This window comes from Stenotrophomonas sp. YJH_SMC_135 (genome assembly GCF_059372355.1).
Map to the genome: position 1 here is coordinate 1 of NZ_JCAFVN010000010.1, position 16,893 is coordinate 16,893.

At 67.5% G+C, this 16,893-nt stretch carries 16 protein-coding genes; 4 read left to right on the top strand and 12 right to left on the bottom strand.

Going from position 1 to position 16,893, the window contains the following annotated elements; translation table 11 throughout:
- Window positions 1–254: 254 nt before the first annotated feature.
- Both AC5P98_RS20795 and AC5P98_RS20800 read right to left on the bottom strand, forming a co-directional pair.
- Window positions 255–2,027 (bottom strand): EAL domain-containing protein, encoded by a 1,773-nt coding sequence (locus AC5P98_RS20795; RefSeq protein WP_014647070.1) that lies wholly within the window; start codon window positions 2,025–2,027, stop codon window positions 255–257.
- 4 nt (window positions 2,028–2,031) lie between these two features.
- A complete protein-coding gene (locus AC5P98_RS20800; RefSeq protein WP_032961901.1) occupies window positions 2,032–4,134 on the bottom strand; it encodes a sensor histidine kinase in 2,103 nt (700 codons plus the stop codon).
- Between the two features lie 130 nt (window positions 4,135–4,264).
- On the opposite strand from AC5P98_RS20800, the gene AC5P98_RS20805 reads away from it, so the two are divergent.
- The gene (locus AC5P98_RS20805) at window positions 4,265–7,024 is read left to right on the top strand and encodes a bifunctional diguanylate cyclase/phosphodiesterase (RefSeq protein WP_049403984.1); all 2,760 of its coding nucleotides are present in this window, start codon (window positions 4,265–4,267) and stop codon (window positions 7,022–7,024) included.
- 124 nt (window positions 7,025–7,148) lie between these two features.
- On the opposite strand, the gene AC5P98_RS20810 is transcribed toward AC5P98_RS20805, so the two are convergent.
- The 7 genes from AC5P98_RS20810 to AC5P98_RS20840 all read right to left on the bottom strand — a co-directional run bounded on the left by AC5P98_RS20810 (window position 7,149) and on the right by AC5P98_RS20840 (window position 12,132).
- Window positions 7,149–7,655, bottom strand: a complete 507-nt coding sequence (locus AC5P98_RS20810; RefSeq protein ID WP_032961898.1) for a hypothetical protein — start codon at window positions 7,653–7,655, stop codon at window positions 7,149–7,151.
- A 67-nt stretch (window positions 7,656–7,722) separates the two neighbouring features.
- Window positions 7,723–7,938 carry a hypothetical protein gene (locus AC5P98_RS20815; RefSeq protein ID WP_049403982.1) on the bottom strand — a complete coding sequence of 72 codons (216 nt, stop codon included), beginning with the start codon at window positions 7,936–7,938 and terminating at the stop codon, window positions 7,723–7,725.
- A gap of 98 nt (window positions 7,939–8,036) precedes the next feature.
- Window positions 8,037–9,227, bottom strand: coding sequence for a methyl-accepting chemotaxis protein (locus tag AC5P98_RS20820; protein ID WP_014647075.1), 1,191 nt, complete (start codon window positions 9,225–9,227; stop codon window positions 8,037–8,039).
- A 218-nt stretch (window positions 9,228–9,445) separates the two neighbouring features.
- Complete coding sequence (gene hflD, locus AC5P98_RS20825; protein ID WP_032961893.1) at window positions 9,446–10,060, bottom strand: high frequency lysogenization protein HflD; 615 nt, start codon at window positions 10,058–10,060, stop codon at window positions 9,446–9,448.
- A complete protein-coding gene (gene mnmA / locus AC5P98_RS20830) occupies window positions 10,057–11,199 on the bottom strand; it encodes a tRNA 2-thiouridine(34) synthase MnmA (protein WP_049403980.1) in 1,143 nt (380 codons plus the stop codon). The genes hflD and mnmA overlap by 4 nt, the downstream gene beginning before the upstream one ends.
- Window positions 11,196–11,657, bottom strand: a complete 462-nt coding sequence (locus tag AC5P98_RS20835; protein WP_053495616.1) for an NUDIX hydrolase — start codon at window positions 11,655–11,657, stop codon at window positions 11,196–11,198. Before AC5P98_RS20835 ends, mnmA begins: the two co-directional genes overlap by 4 nt.
- Before the next feature lies 1 nt (window position 11,658).
- A complete protein-coding gene (locus AC5P98_RS20840; protein ID WP_495230201.1) occupies window positions 11,659–12,132 on the bottom strand; it encodes a hypothetical protein in 474 nt (157 codons plus the stop codon).
- Window positions 12,133–12,244: 112 nt separating this feature from the next.
- On the opposite strand from AC5P98_RS20840, the gene clpS reads away from it, so the two are divergent.
- Window positions 12,245–12,571: an ATP-dependent Clp protease adapter ClpS gene (gene clpS, locus AC5P98_RS20845; RefSeq protein WP_005416477.1), complete on the top strand. Its 327-nt coding sequence runs from the start codon at window positions 12,245–12,247 to the stop codon at window positions 12,569–12,571.
- 161 nt (window positions 12,572–12,732) lie between these two features.
- Here clpS and AC5P98_RS20850 read toward each other — a convergent pair whose 3' ends face one another.
- On the bottom strand, window positions 12,733–13,545 hold the full coding sequence (locus tag AC5P98_RS20850) for an APH(6) family putative aminoglycoside O-phosphotransferase (protein WP_049405424.1): 813 nt from the start codon (window positions 13,543–13,545) through the stop codon (window positions 12,733–12,735).
- A gap of 138 nt (window positions 13,546–13,683) precedes the next feature.
- On the opposite strand from AC5P98_RS20850, the gene clpA reads away from it, so the two are divergent.
- On the top strand, window positions 13,684–15,969 hold the full coding sequence (gene clpA, locus AC5P98_RS20855) for an ATP-dependent Clp protease ATP-binding subunit ClpA (RefSeq protein WP_032961881.1): 2,286 nt from the start codon (window positions 13,684–13,686) through the stop codon (window positions 15,967–15,969).
- Window positions 15,970–16,041: 72 nt separating this feature from the next.
- Here clpA and AC5P98_RS20860 read toward each other — a convergent pair whose 3' ends face one another.
- Window positions 16,042–16,416 carry a hypothetical protein gene (locus AC5P98_RS20860; protein WP_229767389.1) on the bottom strand — a complete coding sequence of 125 codons (375 nt, stop codon included), beginning with the start codon at window positions 16,414–16,416 and terminating at the stop codon, window positions 16,042–16,044.
- Here AC5P98_RS20860 and AC5P98_RS20865 point away from each other — a divergent pair.
- The gene (locus AC5P98_RS20865; protein WP_154583326.1) at window positions 16,409–16,570 is read left to right on the top strand and encodes a hypothetical protein; all 162 of its coding nucleotides are present in this window, start codon (window positions 16,409–16,411) and stop codon (window positions 16,568–16,570) included. The genes AC5P98_RS20860 and AC5P98_RS20865 overlap by 8 nt on opposite strands.
- Window positions 16,571–16,625: 55 nt before the next feature.
- Here AC5P98_RS20865 and infA read toward each other — a convergent pair whose 3' ends face one another.
- Window positions 16,626–16,844, bottom strand: a complete 219-nt coding sequence (gene infA, locus AC5P98_RS20870) for a translation initiation factor IF-1 (RefSeq protein WP_005409596.1) — start codon at window positions 16,842–16,844, stop codon at window positions 16,626–16,628.
- Between the last annotated feature and the right edge of the window lie 49 nt (window positions 16,845–16,893).

Below are 16,893 nucleotides of genomic sequence, written 5' to 3' on the forward strand. Positions count from 1 at the left end.
AGTGCCGGCCGCTGGCCGGCAACCTCACGGAAACCGGACACCCAGGGCAGCCGGCCAGCGGCCGGCTCTACCGGGGCCGATCGATGGTAGTGCCGGCCGCTGGCCGGCAACCTCACGGAAACCGGACACCCAGGGCAGCCAGCCAGCGGCCGGCTCTACCGGGGCCAATCGACGGTAGTGCCGGCCGCTGGCCGGCAACCTCATTGAAGCCGGGCACCCAAGGCAGCCGGCCAGCGGCCGGCTCTACCCGATCATCACCGCAGCGGCCGATCCTCGCCACCATCCCCGGTTTCCACGGGTGCCGGACCGGCATTGCTGCGGCGCTGTTCTTCGTACGTGCGGAACGCCTGGTGGATGTGCTTGCGCAGCTCGTCGTCGTTCCACGGCTTGGTCAGGAAGCGATAGATCGCGCCGCGGTTGATCGCATCGGTCACCGTGTTCAGATCGGTGTAGCCCGACAGCACCAGGCGGATCGTATCCGGGTACAGCATCTTCACCCGCCCCAGGAACTCGGTGCCGCTCATGTCGCTCATGCGCTGGTCGGACAGGATCACCTGCACGTCGTTGATCGCCAGCAGATCAAAGGCGTCACGCACGTTGCCAGCGGCCAGGATGCGGTAGCCGTCGCGGCGGAACAGGCGCACCAGCGAGCGCAGCACGTTCTCCTCGTCATCCAGCAGCAGCAACGTGCGGTCCGGGCGCGTTTCGGCGAAGGCTTCCGGGCGCAGGTAGCGGCGGCGCAGGGTCATGCCGGCGGCATCGGCCGACATCGGCTCGCCGAACAGGTAGCCCTGGAACACATCGCAGTCGTTGCGGCGCAGGAAGCCCAGCTGGGCCTGCGATTCCACGCCGTTGGCAATCACGGTCATGCCCAGCTGGTGGCCCATGGCAATGATCGCGCGGGCAATGGCTGCTTCGCGATTGCCAGCCGGTGCGCTCTTGATGAAGCTGCGGTCGATCTTCAGCTTGTCCACCGGGTAGCGCACCAGCGCGCTGAGGCTGGAATCGCCGGTGCCGAAGTTGTCCAGGCTCAGGCTGATGCCTTCGTTGCGCAGGTTGGCCAGCGTTTCATGGACGAAATTGACGTTGTTGGTCAGCGCGCTCTCGTTGATCTCCAGCGTCAGCATGTGCGCCGGCACGCCCGCGGCCTGCAGCAGGGACATCACCTCGGCGAAGAAGTTCGGCCGCAGCAGCTGCAGGGTGGACACGTTCACCGCGATGGTGAAGTCATCAAAGCCCTGGTCGCGCCACAACCGCGCCTGCTTCAATGCGCCTTCCAGCACCCAGGTGCCGATCTGCACGATGATGCCCAGGCGCTCGGCGGTGCGCATGAAGCGCTCCGGCACCAGCATGCCCAGGGTCGGCGACTGCCAGCGCAGCAGCGCTTCCATGCCGACCACGTGGCCGTCGCGGGCGCTCACCAGCGGCTGGTAACGCAGCTTCAGCTCGCCATTGGGAATGGCATCGACGATCTGGCGCGCGATGATGCTCTCGCTGTGCGCGCTCGGCGGGGTATCCACGGCATGGATGCGCACGGCATTGCCGCCTTCGCGGGCGGCCTGGTACAGCGCATCTTCGGCATGGTCGAGCAGGCGCGAGGCGCTGCTGGCATGTTCCGGGCACAGGCTCACGCCCAGCTTGCCGGTCATGAACAGCGTGTATGGAAGCACCGACAGCGGCAGTTCCATCTGCTGGCGGATCTCTTCAGCGAAGTCCTCCGGCAGCGGCAGGTCCGCGGTGCGGGGCACCGCGATCAGGAACTCGTCGCTGCCATGCCGCCACAGCTTGCCACGCCCGCGCAGGTAGGACTGCAGGCGCTGCGCCACCAGTACCAGCGCCTGATCGCCCACTTCGGCACTCATGTTCTCGTTGACCGATGCGAAGTGGTCGATGTCCACGTGCATCAGCATCAGCGCGATGCCGCCGGAGGCCGCCTCGGCAACCATCGCCTGCAGCTCGGGGTTGCCGGCGCCAAGGCGGTCGGGGGCATCATCGATGCTGACCGGGGGCAGGTTGGGATTCCACATAGGCTCAGTATTCCGGTGAATCGACGGCGGCCATGCTGGTCGCCTGGTAGGGGAGGTGGACGTCGATCAGGGTGCCTTCGCCATGCGCGGATTCGATCCGCACGTGGCCACCGACGCTCTGCGCGCGCTCGCGCATCACGATCAGGCCGAGGCCACGTGGGCCGTCCGGATCGAAGCCTTCACCATCATCGCGGATCTGCAGGTGCAGGCCACGCTGGCTGACGTCGCGCAGCTGCAGCAGGACCTGGCTGGCGCGCGCATGGCGCAGCGCATTGGTCAGGCTTTCCTGTGCGATGCGGAAGCAGGCTTGTTCGATGCTGTTGTCGGGGCGGTGCGGCAGCGGCTCGATCTCGGCCAGCAGCTCCACCGGCGAAGAGCGGAACAGCACCCGCGCCTGCCAGCTCAGCGCCGCCTCCAGGCCCAGTGCATCCAGCTGCGGCGGGCGCAGCAGGGTGGAGATGTCGCGCAGCTTGGCCACGGTGGTGTCGGCCAGGCTGACGATCTGCGCCAGGTCCTCGCCACGACGCTTCGGATCGTCCTCATCCTGCGCCGCATGCGCCGACAGCTTGATCGCGGTAATGGCCTGGCCGATGTCATCGTGCAGGTCGCGCGAGATCGCGCGACGCTCGTCCTCCTGCAGCGAGAACAGCCGCCCGGCCATCGCCTGCAGCTCGCGATTGCTGGTTTCCAGCGCCCTGCGGGTGCGTTCGGAATCGCTCAGGTCGCGTACGATCAGCAGCTTGCAGTCACGACCGCCGTAGCGCACTTCGCCCACCGCCAGACCGGCATGGAAGCTGCGGCCGTCCGCACGCTGCATGGCCACCACGCTGCTGTGGCCCGGCCCCAGGTGGGGCTGGCCGGCGCGCAGCTGGCTGCGCACCCGTGGCAGGTCGGCGGCAGCGACCAGTGCCGACAGCGGCTCGCCCAGCAGGGTGTGGCTGCCGTAACCGAACAGGCCGGCGGCCCAGGCGTTGGCGTACAGCACGTGCTCGTCGGAGAGGATCACCACGCCGTCGGGCAGTACCCGCACCAGCTCGCGGAACTGTTCCTCGCGCTCGCGCAGCAGGCGCCGCGACTGCTCGCGCTCGGTCACGTCCTGCAGCGTCCCCAGCACGCGGCTGCGGCCGGCTTCGTCGATACCGCTGGCCGCCCGCAGGTGCACCATCAATGCACGGCCGTCCATCGACAGCAGCGGCAGCAGCACGTCCACCTGTACCGGCTCGCCGGAGCACAGTTCGGCCAGCAGCTGTTCGGTCTGGGTGGCGGTGGCCGGGTCGGCCGGCACCAGCAGCTCATCGAAGCGGTGCCAGCGCCGGGCCTCGGGCGGGCGGCGGCCGAGCAGGCGATAGACCTGGTTGGAATAGCGGCCCAGCCCGGTGGACGGGTCCAGTTCCCAGGCGCCGATGCGGGCCAGCTCATGGGCTTCCTCCACCCGGGCCAACGCCTGGTCGCGGCGCAGCTGGGCCAGATCCTCGGCGGTGCGGTCGATGGCGATCAGCAGGCGGGCGTTGTGGCCGTCGTAGCTGATGGCGTTGGAGCGCAGCTCCATCTGCCGCAGCGCGCCATCGCGCAGCTGCAGCTGAGCGCGCAGGATGCACAGCTCCTCGGGCGCCTCGCGGATCGCCTCCAGCTTGGTCTGCAGGGCCTGGTCCTGGCCCGGCGGCCACAAGGCGTCGATGGTCTGTTCCAGCAGCTCGTCGCGGTCCCAGCCGAAGGCGCTGCAGGCGGCGGGGTTGGCATCGAGGATCGCCAGCGTGTCCAGGTCGTAGACGAGGATCGGCCCGGGGTTGCCCTCGAACATCTGCCGCAGGCGCAGCTCGGAGGCCTGCTGGCGCGCATGGGTATGCAGCACGTGTTCGGCCAGCGGGCGCAGCAGCAGATAGAGCAGGCCCGCGCTGGCCAGCGCGAAGAACGAGCCCTTCAGGCCCTGCCACAGGGCCGCCTGCTGCGGATCGGGCACCAGCGCCTGCACCACGCTGTCGGTGGAGATCATCCAGGCCAGCGCCATCACCAGATAGCTCAGCACCACCCGGCGCCGGTCACGGCTCAGCGCCTGCGCCATCCGCGGGTCGGGAACTGGGGCGTTGCCGGTCGGTTCTGCGGGCATGGACGGGGCGGGTGACAGGGGCGCCGGTCATCTTACCCCGCAGCGTGCCGTGACCACTCAATTATCCGCCGCAGGCGCCGTTAACCACTGCGTGCCCCGCTGACGGGCGTGTCATCCGGAGCAAGATCGCGTGGACCAAGGGATCATCGCCAGCCTGCTGCAGCACCCGCTTGCGTCGGCGCTGGTCATCGTCGACCGTGCCGGGCACCCGCTGGCGGCCAATCCGGCCGCGCGCGAGCATGGCCTGCCGGCCACCGTGGCGACCTATGCGCCGATGCTGGAAGATCTGCGCCTGATGGCCGCCGATGGTGGCATCGTCGCCTGCACGCTGCCGGGCGGCCCGCGGGGGCACTACGACGGTCACCTGCGTGCGGTGCACGACGGTGCCGGCAACCTGCTGGCGTTCACCCTGAGCATTCCCGAGCCGGTGCCGGTCGATGCGGGCGGGCGCTGGGAGCTGGCACTGGACAGCGCCGGCCACAGCCTGTGGGACTGGGACATCCCCAGTGACCGGGTGGCGCGCACGCCGGCGCTGGGCGACGAGACCGCCACTGAATTGCTGTCTCGCGTGCACGGCGAGGACATCGCCCAGGTGCGCGCCGCGCTCGACGAGCACCTGCGCGGGCACAGCGAGCAGTACAGCGCACAGTTCCGTTTCCGCCAGGCCGATGGCCAGTGGCGTTGGGTGCTCGATCGCGGCCGCGTGGTCGCTCGCACCGCCGATGGCCAGCCCCTGCGCATGGTCGGCACGCATACCGATATCGAGCAGCAGAAGCAGCTCGAATCGCTGCTGCAGGAACAGCAGCTGCACCTGAGCGAGGCCCAGCGCATCGCCAGCATGGGCAGCTGGTCGTTTGATCCCAACAGCGGGCATTTCTGGTGGTCGCCGGAACTGCGTTCGCTTCTGGCACTGGAGCAGGGCGCCGTTCCGGGCCAGCGGCGGTGGCTGAAGCAGCTGCATCCACGCTCCCGCGGCGCGCTGCGCGCGGCATGGCGGCGGTTGTGGCGCGATGGTCGCGCTGCCAACCTCGAGCTGGAGCTGACCCGCGGCCATGAGCCTTCGCAGCACCTGCGGCTATGGATGCAACCGCTGCTGGACATGGACGGGCAACCCAAGCGCCTGCTCGGCCAGGTACAGAACATCACCGAACAGCACCAGACCGATGCGTTGATCCGCTGGCGCACCGAACTGCTGAACCGGGTCTCCGCGCTGGGCCGCATCGGCGGCTGCGAGATCGAAGTGCAGACCCGCAGCATGCAATGGACCGAGGAGTGCTACCGCATCCATGGCCTGCGCAAGGAACCGATCACCCTCGACCAGGCGCTGGCGCTGTACACGGAGGACTCGCGCAACGCGTTCGAGGCGGCGCTCGCCCGTATCGCCAACGGCGGCCTGCCCGAGCAGCTGGACCTGTGCTTCTACCGCCAGTCCGGCCTGCGCGTCTGGGTGCAGGTGCTGATCGAACTGGACCGCCGTGACGGCCTGCCGGCGCGGTTCGTTGTCCTGTTCCGTGACATCACCCGCGAGCGCGAAGCCAACGAGCGCATCGAACTGCTGGCCCACTACGACCTGCTGACCGGCCTGCCCAATCGCGTACTGCTCGGCGAACAGACCGCCGAAGCCATCGAGGAAGCACGCGACCGCGGTACCTCGCTGGCCATGCTGTTCATCGACCTGGACGGCTTCAAGACCATCAACGACAGCTTCGGCCACGCCACCGGCGATGCGCTGCTGAAGGCCGCAGCCACCCGCCTGCACCAGAACCTGCGCAACAACGACCTGTTCGGCCGCTTCAGTGGCGATGAGTTCATCGTGGTGCTGCGCGATCTGGCCGAGCCGGAAGATGCCGGTCATGTCGCCCGCAAGCTGATTGCCTCGCTGGCTGAGCCGCTGCGCCGTGGCGAGACCACGTTGAAAGTCGGCGCCAGCGTCGGCATCGCGATGCTGGGCGATGCGCAGACCGATTTCGACTCACTGCTGCGCGCGGCCGACGCCGCGATGTATGCGGCCAAGGAAGCCGGGCGCAACACCTACCAGTACTACAGCCAGGACGCCCTGGCCCGCATCCAGCGCCGGCTGGACGTCGAGCATGCCCTGCATGGGGCGATCGAGCGCGACGAGTTCAGCCTGGCCTACCAGCCGCTGCTGCACGCCCACCACGGCGAGCCACCGGCGATCGAGGCACTGTTGCGCTGGCACCGCCCCGGCATCGGCTACTGCAGCCCGGCCGAGTTCATTCCCATTGCCGAAAAGTGCGGCGAGATCGTGCGCATCGGCGACTGGGTGCTGAACGAGGCCTGCCGCCAGGCGACCGCCTGGGACCGTGCCGGACTGCACTTTGATCGCATCGCGGTCAACGTGTCGGCGGTGCAGCTGCGTGATCGCGGCTTCGCCGAGCGCGTGATCGAGATCTGCCATGCCCATGGCTGGCCGCCGCAACGGCTGGAACTGGAGCTGACCGAGTCGGCGCTGATCCGTGATACCGACATCCTGCGCCATTGCTTCGACGTGCTGGAACGGCACGGCGTGCCGCTGGCGGTGGATGACTTCGGCACTGGCTTCTCCAACCTCAATTACCTCAACCGCTTCCCGGTGGGGCGCCTGAAGATCGACCGCAGTTTCGTGCAGGGCATGCTGCATGATTCGGGCACGGCCGAAGTCACCCAGGCCATCGTCCACCTGGGCCACGCGCTGGGCATGAAGGTGGTGGCCGAAGGCGTGGAAACCCACCAGGAAGAAGACATGCTGCGCCGCCAGGGCTGCGACGAGATCCAGGGCTACCTGTACTCGCGCCCGCTCAGCCCGCGTGATCTGGCGCAGTGGCTGCGCCAGCAGCGCCCGGCGCCGATGCGCACCGACGCCAGCGGCGAAGCGGTGCTGGTGCGCTGAGGATCTGCGCTGGCAGATGCCGGCGCGGTGTGGTCTGACTCTGGTGCGCCCAGCTCTGGTGGGTGCCGACCGTTGGCCGGCACGGATGCCCTGACGCTCGCGATCATCCACGCATGGCGTGGAACTACCTGGGAAACTCCGCCTTCAACTGCATGCGCAGGGCCTCGACGATGGCCGCATAGCGTCGCTTCTGAACCAGATAGCTGGCCAGGAACAGCGGCAGCACCAGCAGCATCGGTGCCACCATCGGGCGCATCGCCACCAGCGGCAACAGCAGCAGCGACAGGATTGCCACGAACCAGCTGCACAGGCCGATCACCCGCACCTCGTGCCGTCGCGCGTTGAGAACGATGCGTCCACGCATCACCGGGAAGTAGCGCAGGCCGAAGCTCGGTGCGAAGCTCTCGCGGAACGCCATGCTGCCATCGGGCAGCGCATGGAAGGCCAGTTGCAGCCATCTGTCCTGCGGCAGGTCACGTTCCAGGCTGCCCAGCGAGAGCCGGGCCTGCATGGCCGGTGACGCCGCGATGCGTTCGTTGAACAGGGTGATGCCCCAGCTGAAATAGCCGGCCACCCAGGCCATCAGAAGGACGGCTTCGATGAGGAGCACTGCGATCAGGGCGATGGCCATCGGTCTTCCATGAACGGGACCGGTGGATCATGCCATGCGGGACGGCCCATCCACGCAGGACGTGGATCTACTTCAGGGCTCCGCCATCCAGGCCCAGGTCCCATGCCAGGCCCAGCAGTTCATCGTCGGCTCGGGAGGGGGCGGGGCGCGCATCGGCCAGCTGCTGCAGTTCGAGCAGTTCCTCGCGGGCCACGTCTTCCAGCCGCTGCAGCTGCTCACGCACGCTCGCGTTGTGCGGGCGCTCGGTATCGGTGAGGGAGGGCAGGGCGCGGATCAGGGTCATGGTGCGCGTACAGGATGCATCCAATGGCGGGTTACAGGCAAAGGCCCCGGACGAACCGGGGCCTTGCGGGCTGCCGGCGAGGGCAGCGGACATCAGGATCAGAACAGCTCGACGGTGCCGGCGCCCATGCTCTGCTGGGCGACGGGCTTGTGCGGCGGGCGTTCCCATTCGCTGCGCAGCTCGCGCAGGCGATTGCCGGTGCGCTGCAGGGCGCTGGCGATCTCTTCGTCGAACACGCCGCCATTGCGGTGCAGCAGCTCCTGCAGGGCCACCGCTTCGCGGTTGATGGCAGTCAGGCGGTCCAGGTGGGTGTGCACGCCGCCCAGCGCCTGGGTGGCGATGTCTTCGAACTGCAGGGCACGCACGGCTTCGGCCACGCTGCCATCGATCGCACGGGCGCACTCGGACACTTCGCGCATGCCGTCGCCCAGCGAGGCGTTGATCTGCGCGACGTTGTCGAGCATCGCTGCTGCTTCCTGGCGGGCTTCGCGGGAGCGGTCCATATCGCGCGAGGCCATGTGCGAAACCGTCTCGCGCACCTTGGCGATGGCGTCCTTGGAGCTGTGCGCCAGCTTGCGGATCTGCTCGTTGAAGGTGGTCGAGCGCTCGGACAGGTTGCGCACTTCGTCGGCGACCACGGCGAAGCCACGACCGGCTTCACCGGCGCGCGCCGCTTCGATGGCCGCGTTCAGCGCCAGAAGGTTGGTCTGGTCGGCGATCGACTTGACGTCTTCCAGCAGCGCGAAGATGCCATCCAGGTGCTGCGCCATCTGGTCGATGTGCTGCACGGTGGTGCTGCTCTGGCCGCTCACCTGTTCCAGCGCTTCCACCAGCTGTTCCATGCGATGGCTGGCGTGCTGGGCGAAACGGGCGACGTCGAGGCCGGCATTGCCTTCATCACCGGCGCGGTCGACGATGCGCGACAGGGCCTGGCTCTGCTGGCGCGACTTGCGGTTCATGGCATCGAAGCTGCCGCCCAGGCTGGAGACGGCCTGGCGGATCAGGTCACGGGCGCGTTCCACTTCGCCACGCGAACCGTCGATCTCGTTGCCGACGAAGTTGCGCAGCTCGGTCAGCAGCTGGTCCTGTTCGCGCAGGACACGGGCGTGCTCGGGGGAACGATGTGCCTGGGCGCGGGTGGTCCACCACGCAAAGCCGAGCCAGCTCAGCGTCATCGTGGTCAGGATCGCCCAGCGCAGGGCGGCCGGCCATTCGAAACCGATGGCGAAGGGGAGCAGCAGGGTCAGAGCCAGGGGGGCGGCCAGACGGATGAAAATGCGTGAGTACATGGACGTTCTCGGGAGGTGCACGGAGGATGTATCGGCCGTACCCCCTTTCTCTTTAACGTCGATGTGCCTCGAAGTGCATTCTGAATGCGCCGGTTTTCCGGCGCCTTGGCGGCCTCGGGGTCAGAGCCCTTTCCGTGCCGGAAAGGGATCCGACCCCTTGGGCAGGCGCAACGGGGTCGGATCCCTTTTCCATGGAAAAGGGCTCTGACCCCACACCCTCAGGCCAGCAGGCGGTCCACGGCCTCGATCATCGCCTTGCGGCTGAACAGGAAGTCCCAGTAGCTGCCGCCCAGCTGGCGCCACAACACCGCCGAACGCACCGCGGCCAGCAGCAGGGCACGGATCTCCGCCACCACGCCGGCCTGGCCCAGGTAGTGCGGGTTGCCCTGCACCATCACCCGCGGTTTCAGGTGGCTGATGGTGTCGGCATACAGGCCGCCGAGGTTGGCCAGTACGTCCGGGTGGCCACTGTCGCCCAGTTCGGTGGCCTGGCGCTGGGCGCGCTCGATGCCCGAGGCGACCTTGTTCACGGTCGCCCCATCCTGCACGAAGCGGCGCTCCAGCTGCAGCACCGACAGGGCCAGCTTGGGCAGGATCGGGTCCTGGCCCTGGCTGCGGAAGTAGTTGTGCAGCAGGCGCAGGCCGGACTTCAGTGCATGACGGTCACCGAACACCGCCTGCGGCGAGGACGCATCGACGCGGAACACGCTGTCCACGGCGGTGCGCACGGCGGCGGCGTCGGAATGGCCGGTATCGGCGATGCGGCGCACCTGCTGCAGGGCCTGGGCAATGCCGGCCAAGGCCAGGACGCGGTCGTCGACAGTGAAACTCATGCAGCGATTACCTCAAAAGGGGAGGGGGTGGTGCGCAGGCGTTGTTCCAGCGGCGCATCGGTGGCGGCGATCACCGCGCCGCCCAGGCACACATCACCGTCATACAGCACCAGCGATTGACCGGGGGTAACGGCACGCTGCGGGCGCGCAAAGGTGACCAGCACGCTGCCATCGTCCAGCACCTGGACCGTACACGGCTCGTCGGGCTGGCGGTAGCGGGTCTGGGCGGTGCATTCGAAGCGCCGTGCCGGCGGTGAGCCGGCGATCCAGTGCGCGGTTTCCGAACGCAGGCGGTCGGACAGCATCCACTTGCTGTCGCGGTCCTGGTCCACGTACAGCACGTTGCTGGCCACATCCTTGCCAACCACGTACCACGGCGCGGCCGGGCGGCCACGCACGCCGCCGATGTTCAGGCCCTCGCGCTGGCCCAGGGTGAAATAGAACACGCCCGGGTGTTCGGCAATCACGCTGCCGTCGGCCGGGTCGAGGATCTGGCCGGGCTTGGCCGGCAGGTAGCGGCCGAGGAACTCACGGAAGTCGCGCTCGCCGATGAAACAGATGCCGGTGGAGTCCTTCTTGGCGTGGGTCGGCAGGCCGACGTCGCGCGCGATCCGGCGCAGGTCGCTCTTTTCAAGGTCGCCGATCGGGAACAGGGTGGCTGCCAGCTGTTCCTGGCCCAGTTGATGCAGGAAGTAGCTCTGGTCCTTGGATCGATCGGCGCCGCGCAGCAGCAGCCACTGGTGGCCGCGCTGGGTCACCCGTGCGTAATGGCCGGTGGCGATGCGCTCGGCGCCCAGCTCGCGGGCGGCGTCCAGGAAATGCTTGAACTTCACTTCACGGTTGCACAGCACGTCCGGGTTCGGGGTGCGGCCGGCCGCGTACTCGGCCAGGAAGTGCTCGAACACGCCCTGCCAGTACTCGCTGGAGAAGTCCCGGAAGTGGAACGGGATGCCCAGCAGGCCGCACACGGCCACCGCGTCGCGACGGTCATCCTCGGCACGGCAATCACCGCTGCCATCGTCGGCCCAGTTCTGCATGAACAGGCCGGCCACGGCCTCGCCCTGCTGTACCAGGCGCCAGGCGGCGACCGAGGAATCGACGCCGCCGGAGACACCCACCATCACACGCGGAGTGCTCATGCGACCTCCCGGACCAGCGAAAGCGGGTGGCGCTGGCCACCCAGGTAATCCGCCACCACCTGCCACACCAGCGGGCTGCGCTGGCGCTCGCCGGCGGCCTGCAGCTCGGCCGGGGTCAGCCACAGCGCGCGGTCGATGCCGGTGTCCAGCGGCTGCGCCGGATCGTGCGAAACCGGGTGCGCCGCGTAGCAGAAGCGCAGGAAGGCCGTGCCGTCGCCGGCAGTCCACTGGTAGCAGCCGATGAAGTGGGTCAGCTGCACCGTCCAGCCGGTTTCCTCGCGGGTCTCGCGCAGGGCGGCCTCGGCCAGGCTTTCGCCCGGCTCGAGGTGGCCGGCCGGCTGGTTCAGCACCTGGCGGCCGTCAATGGTCTCCTCGACCAGCAGCACGCGGCCGCCGTCGATCACCACGGTGGCAACGGTGGCGTGCGGTGCCCAGCGCGGGTCCGGCGTGGCGTTCAACTCAGAACTCGTCCTTCTTGGTCAGTTCCAGCTCCATCGCGTCGGCGGTGCGGATGGCCGCATCGATGGCGTCGCTGAGCTGGTCGGCGGTGGCATCGGCGTCGATCTTCACCACGAACATGGCGGTGGTGTCCTGCTTTACCCAGCCGCCCATCTTGGCGTCCTGCGAATCTTCCAGCAGGCGATTGGCCACGGCCACCGGGAACTGCTTGGTCTTGGCGCTGTGGGCCGGCGACCAGATCTCGCGGATGTTGTGGCTGCCGAAGTCTTCCACCGCCGAGCGCACGTAGACCATCTGGGTGCGGTCACCCTCGACGTCGAAGACCATGCGGTAGTCGCCATCCTCGTCGACTTCGTAGGTATAGCCCAGCTTGTCCAGGTGGCGCGCCACGGACTTGTCGGCCTGGGGCGCGGCGGTGGCAGCACCGGCAGCGGCCAGGGTGATCAGCAGGGCGGGCAGAAGGGTCCTTTTCATGAAGATCCTGTGAAGCAGTGTTGAAAGAAGCTGCAATTGTGACGTTGGGCGTGCGTGCCGTCCAATCCGCGGCGGGCCGACGCAGGTCCGGCGCTACCCCTATAATGGAAGGATGCCCCATGAGTCCTCCCCCGATTCCCAGCACGAGCACGGCGTTGCCGTGGAGCCCGCGCGCCCGGAAGTGGCGCCGCCGCCGTTCTATCAGGTGATGCTGCTCAACGATGACTACACCCCGATGGATTTCGTGGTGGATGTGCTGCAGCAGTTCTTCAGCATGGACCTGGACAAGGCCACGCAGGTGATGCTGCACGTCCATACCCGCGGCCGCGGCGTCTGCGGGGTGTTCACCCGCGAAGTGGCCGAGACCAAGGTTGCCCAGGTCAACGAGTACTCGCGGATGAACCAGCACCCGCTGCTGTGCACGATGGAAAAGGCCTGACCGGCTGCCGATCCTCGTCCGGGTACATCGACTCCGAACACGGCGTGCCCACCAAGGTGGGCACCTACCAAGGCAGAAACCTGTAGAGCCGAGCCCATGCTCGGCTGCTTTTCGTCCCGGCGCAATGATCCCGGATGGAGTGCGCCCACCACGCGCGGAGGTCACGCCTCCGCCAACGCCTCCAGCGCCATCCGCGCCACCGTCTCGTCGACGTCGGCGGGGTCGCCGTCATCCCTGAACCACACCGCCGACAGCGCAGTGCTGGCCGCGATCCAGCGCAGCAGGCGCGTGCGTTCCAGGCCGGCCAGTGCGCTTACCTGTTGCAGCCGGGCGGCAAACCGCTCGGGCCGGGTGGCCACATGGATGCCCGGGCCACAGAGGTCCGGGTTGCTGAACATCGTCGTGTAGTCGAACGCGCGGTCGCCCAGCAGCCGCTTCGGGTCGATCGCCAGCCAGCCACGCGCGCCGAAATCCAGCACGTTGTCGTGGTGCAGGTCGCCGTGCAGCGGCCGGATCTCGCGTTCTTCCTGCAACACCCGCTCCGCCAGTGATCTGCACTGTTCCAGCAGTGGCGGCAGCGCGGCCCTTGGCTGCAGCAGGTCGGCGAACCATGTACGCAGGCAGACCAGTTCCGCTGGTGGCGCGCTCCGTGGCCGGTGCAGCTGCCGCAGGACCTGGCACAGGATCGTGGTACAGGCATCATCGTCGCCCTCGATCGAACGTTGCCGCAGCGAATCGCCGCCGGCACGCTCGATCAGGATCGCCGGCCCCTCGTGGGCCAGCAGGCGGGCGGCACCATCGCCGTCCCACCAGCGCAGCAGGCGATGGCCGTTCTGCTCCTCGGTTTCGCTGCTGACCTTCAGCATCGCCGGTTCGCCGTCGGCGGTCAGCACCGGCCAGAGCTGGGCGTGGGGCGTCTCGATGGCCGCGCCATCACGCCGCAATCGCCAGCGGCTCAGGTAGGGTTCGCTCATGCTGGGTGGGCTGTCCTGGAGTGAATGAAGATCAAGCGATCTGCACTGCTAACGCCATCTGAACGCAGCAATCCGCTAGGGTGATGGAAATCGCGTAGTCAGGCCGCATATTGTCCCCATCTGCCGCCGGAGTAATCCATGTTCAGCAAAGACCTCGAACACACCATCGGCCAGTGCTACAAGCGCGCCCGTGAGGCCCGGCATGAATTCATGACGGTCGAACACCTGCTGTTGGCACTGCTCGACAACCCGTCCGCCCAGGCCGTACTGAAGGCCTGTGGTGCCGACGCCGAACGCCTGCGCCAGGAGCTGGAGCAGGCCATCGAGGCTTCCGTGTCCCGCCTGGCCGAAGATGACGGCCGTGATACCCAACCGACCCTGGGCTTCCAGCGCGTGCTGCAGCGGGCCGTGTACCACGTGCAGTCCTCGGGCAAGAAGGAGGTCACCGGCGCCAACGTGCTGGTCGCCATCTTCGGCGAAAAGGACTCCCACGCCGTCTATTACCTCAACCAGCAGGACGTGACCCGGCTGGACGTGGTCAATTACCTGTCCCACGGCATCGCCAAGCTGGGCGAGGAAGGCGAGCAGCCGTCCTCCTCCTCCGAGGGCGAAGGCCGCATCGAAGGCGGGGAGGGCGAGCCGAAGGGTGATGCCCTGACCGAGTTCGCCAGCAACCTCAACGAACAGGCGCGGTCCGGCCGCATCGATCCGCTGGTCGGCCGTGCCGACGAGATCGAGCGCACCATCCAGGTCCTGTGCCGCCGCCGCAAGAACAACCCGCTGTACGTGGGCGAGGCCGGCGTGGGCAAGACCGCGATTGCCGAGGGCCTGGCCCGCCGCATCGTCGAGGGCTCGGTGCCCGACGTGCTGGCCGACGCGGTGATCTACTCGCTCGACCTGGGCGCGCTGGTGGCCGGCACCAAGTACCGCGGCGACTTCGAGAAGCGCCTGAAGAGCGTGCTGACCGCACTGAAGAAGGTCCCCAATGCGGTGCTGTTCATCGACGAGATCCATACCATCATCGGTGCCGGTTCGGCCTCGGGTGGCACCATGGATGCGTCCAACCTGATCAAGCCGGCGCTGGCCTCCGGCGAGCTGCGCTGCATCGGCTCGACCACCTTCCAGGAGTACCGCGGCATCTTCGAGAAGGACCGGGCGCTGGCCCGCCGCTTCCAGAAGATCGACATCGTCGAGCCGACCGTGGGCGAGACCTACGAGATCCTGCAGGGCCTGAAGTCCAAGTACGAGCTGCACCACGGCGTGACCTATTCCGACGAAGCGCTGCAGGCGGCGGTGGATCTGTCGGTGAAGCACATCGGCGACCGCCTGCTTCCGGACAAGGCGATCGACGTGATCGACGAGGCCGGTGCCCGCCAGCGGCTGCTGCCGGAAGGCCAGCGCAAGGAGCTGATCGACGTCGAGGAAGTGGAGGCGATCGTGGCCAAGATGGCGCGCATCCCGACCAAGCAGGTCAGTGCCACCGACAAGGATGTGCTGCAGCACCTGGAGCGCAACCTGAAGATGGTGATCTTCGGCCAGGACCCGGCCATCGAGACGCTGTCCTCGGCGATCAAGCTGGCCCGCTCGGGCCTGGGCAATCCGGAAAAGCCGATCGGCAACTTCCTGTTCGCCGGCCCGACCGGTGTCGGCAAGACCGAGGTGACCAAGCAGCTGGCGCTGCAGCTGGGCATCGAGCTGGTCCGCTTCGACATGTCCGAGTACATGGAGCCGCATTCGATCAGCCGCCTGATCGGTGCCCCTCCGGGCTATGTCGGCTTCGACCAGGGCGGCCTGCTGACCGAAAAGATCGTCAAGACGCCGCACTGCGTGCTGCTGCTGGACGAAATCGAAAAGGCGCACCCGGACATCTTCAACATCCTGTTGCAGGTGATGGACCGCGGCGTGCTGACCGATACCAACGGGCGTGAGGCCAACTTCAAGAACGTGGTGCTGGTGATGACCACCAATGCTGGCGCGGCGCAGGCCTCGCGGCGCTCGATCGGCTTCACCAAGCAGGACCATGCCACCGACGCGATGGAGACCATCCGCCGCAGCTTCACCCCGGAATTCCGCAACCGACTCGATGCGGTGGTGCAGTTCCAGGCGTTGGGCTTCGAGCACATCCTGCGCGTGGTCGACAAGTTCCTGATCGAGCTGGAGATGCTGCTGCAGGACAAGCACGTCAGCCTGTCGGCCACGCCGACCGCGCGCGACTGGCTGGCCCACCACGGCTTCGACCCGCTGATGGGTGCGCGCCCGATGGCCCGCGTGATCCAGGACAAGATCAAGCGTCCTCTGGCCGACGAGCTGCTGTTCGGCAAACTGGTCAACGGAGGCAAGGTGAACATCGATGTCCGCGACGACGAGCTGGTCGTCGAAACCCAGGCCGAGCCGGAGCGCCTGCTGCCGGTCACCGTGGAGTGAGCTGACGCCGGGCCTGGCCCGGCGGACCTGAAATGACAAGGGCGGCTGCGGCCGCCCTTGTCATATGCGCCATCAACGGCCGCGCTGGCGGGCCTTCTTCTGGAAGGTGGCTTCGTCGATCGGTTCGATCTGCGCCACCCGGCAGTGGTCGGCATCGGTGCGCAGCTGGCTGCGGCCGGCGCTGCACAGCAGGCCCTGCTGGCCTTCGGTGATGAAGCTCAGTTTCCGCGAGTAGCCGGCAGTGGAGCAGTCGTTCTGGAAGTGCACGACATAGTGGTCCTGGCCATTGCGCAGCAGGATGTTCCGCGAAACGCCGGCGCGCACGATCTGCTGGTCGCTGCCCAGCTGGATGCAGTCACTGGCCGTGGAAGGGGGCTCGGCGGCGCGCACAGGCGATGCGCTGGCGGACGCGGCAACGGCGACGAGCAGGGCGGTCAATGTGAGCATGTTCATGGCGGGGCAGGGGAATGCCGATCCGGACTGGATCGGGTCCCACGATGCCGCCACGGATGAAGATGCGAATCTGCCGCAAGCAGGGCTGACCGACGCCACGGTGCGTTCGGTCACGATGACCTCCGGCAGGGCCGGATTGCAGGCATGACAAAAGGCCAGCAACCAGGGCTGGCCTTGTCGAAGTGGCGCAACGCGCCGACCGCTTACTTCATGCGGTAGGTGATACGACCCTTAGTCAGGTCGTACGGGGTCATTTCAACCTTGACCCGGTCACCGGTGAGGATGCGGATGTAGTTCTTGCGCATGCGGCCGGAAATGTGGGCGATGATTTCGTGCCCATTTTCCAGGCGAACGCGGAAAGTGGTGTTCGGCAGCGTCTCGCTGACGGTGCCCTCGAACTCGATGGAATCGTCTTTCGACATGTAGTCCTGTGCGGTTCAGAAAACGGCCACGCTGGGCCTAAGGCGCAGT

Excerpts from the sequence above, each read along its gene's own strand:
- infA (WP_005409596.1), bottom strand. The coding sequence starts at position 16,844 with ATGTCGAAAGACGATTCCATCGAGTTCGAGGGCACCGTCAGCGAGACG.
- AC5P98_RS20850 (WP_049405424.1), bottom strand. The coding sequence starts at position 13,545 with ATGAGCGAACCCTACCTGAGCCGCTGGCGATTGCGGCGTGATGGCGCG.
- AC5P98_RS20810 (WP_032961898.1), bottom strand. The coding sequence starts at position 7,655 with ATGGCCATCGCCCTGATCGCAGTGCTCCTCATCGAAGCCGTCCTTCTG.
- AC5P98_RS20820 (WP_014647075.1), bottom strand. The coding sequence starts at position 9,227 with ATGTACTCACGCATTTTCATCCGTCTGGCCGCCCCCCTGGCTCTGACC.
- hflD (WP_032961893.1), bottom strand. The coding sequence starts at position 10,060 with ATGAGTTTCACTGTCGACGACCGCGTCCTGGCCTTGGCCGGCATTGCC.
- AC5P98_RS20815 (WP_049403982.1), bottom strand. The coding sequence starts at position 7,938 with ATGACCCTGATCCGCGCCCTGCCCTCCCTCACCGATACCGAGCGCCCG.
- AC5P98_RS20795 (WP_014647070.1), bottom strand. The coding sequence starts at position 2,027 with ATGTGGAATCCCAACCTGCCCCCGGTCAGCATCGATGATGCCCCCGAC.
- clpA (WP_032961881.1), top strand. The coding sequence starts at position 13,684 with ATGTTCAGCAAAGACCTCGAACACACCATCGGCCAGTGCTACAAGCGC.
- AC5P98_RS20860 (WP_229767389.1), bottom strand. The coding sequence starts at position 16,416 with ATGCTCACATTGACCGCCCTGCTCGTCGCCGTTGCCGCGTCCGCCAGC.
- clpS (WP_005416477.1), top strand. The coding sequence starts at position 12,245 with ATGCCCCATGAGTCCTCCCCCGATTCCCAGCACGAGCACGGCGTTGCC.
- mnmA (WP_049403980.1), bottom strand. The coding sequence starts at position 11,199 with ATGAGCACTCCGCGTGTGATGGTGGGTGTCTCCGGCGGCGTCGATTCC.
- AC5P98_RS20840 (WP_495230201.1), bottom strand. The coding sequence starts at position 12,132 with ATGAAAAGGACCCTTCTGCCCGCCCTGCTGATCACCCTGGCCGCTGCC.
- AC5P98_RS20800 (WP_032961901.1), bottom strand. The coding sequence starts at position 4,134 with ATGCCCGCAGAACCGACCGGCAACGCCCCAGTTCCCGACCCGCGGATG.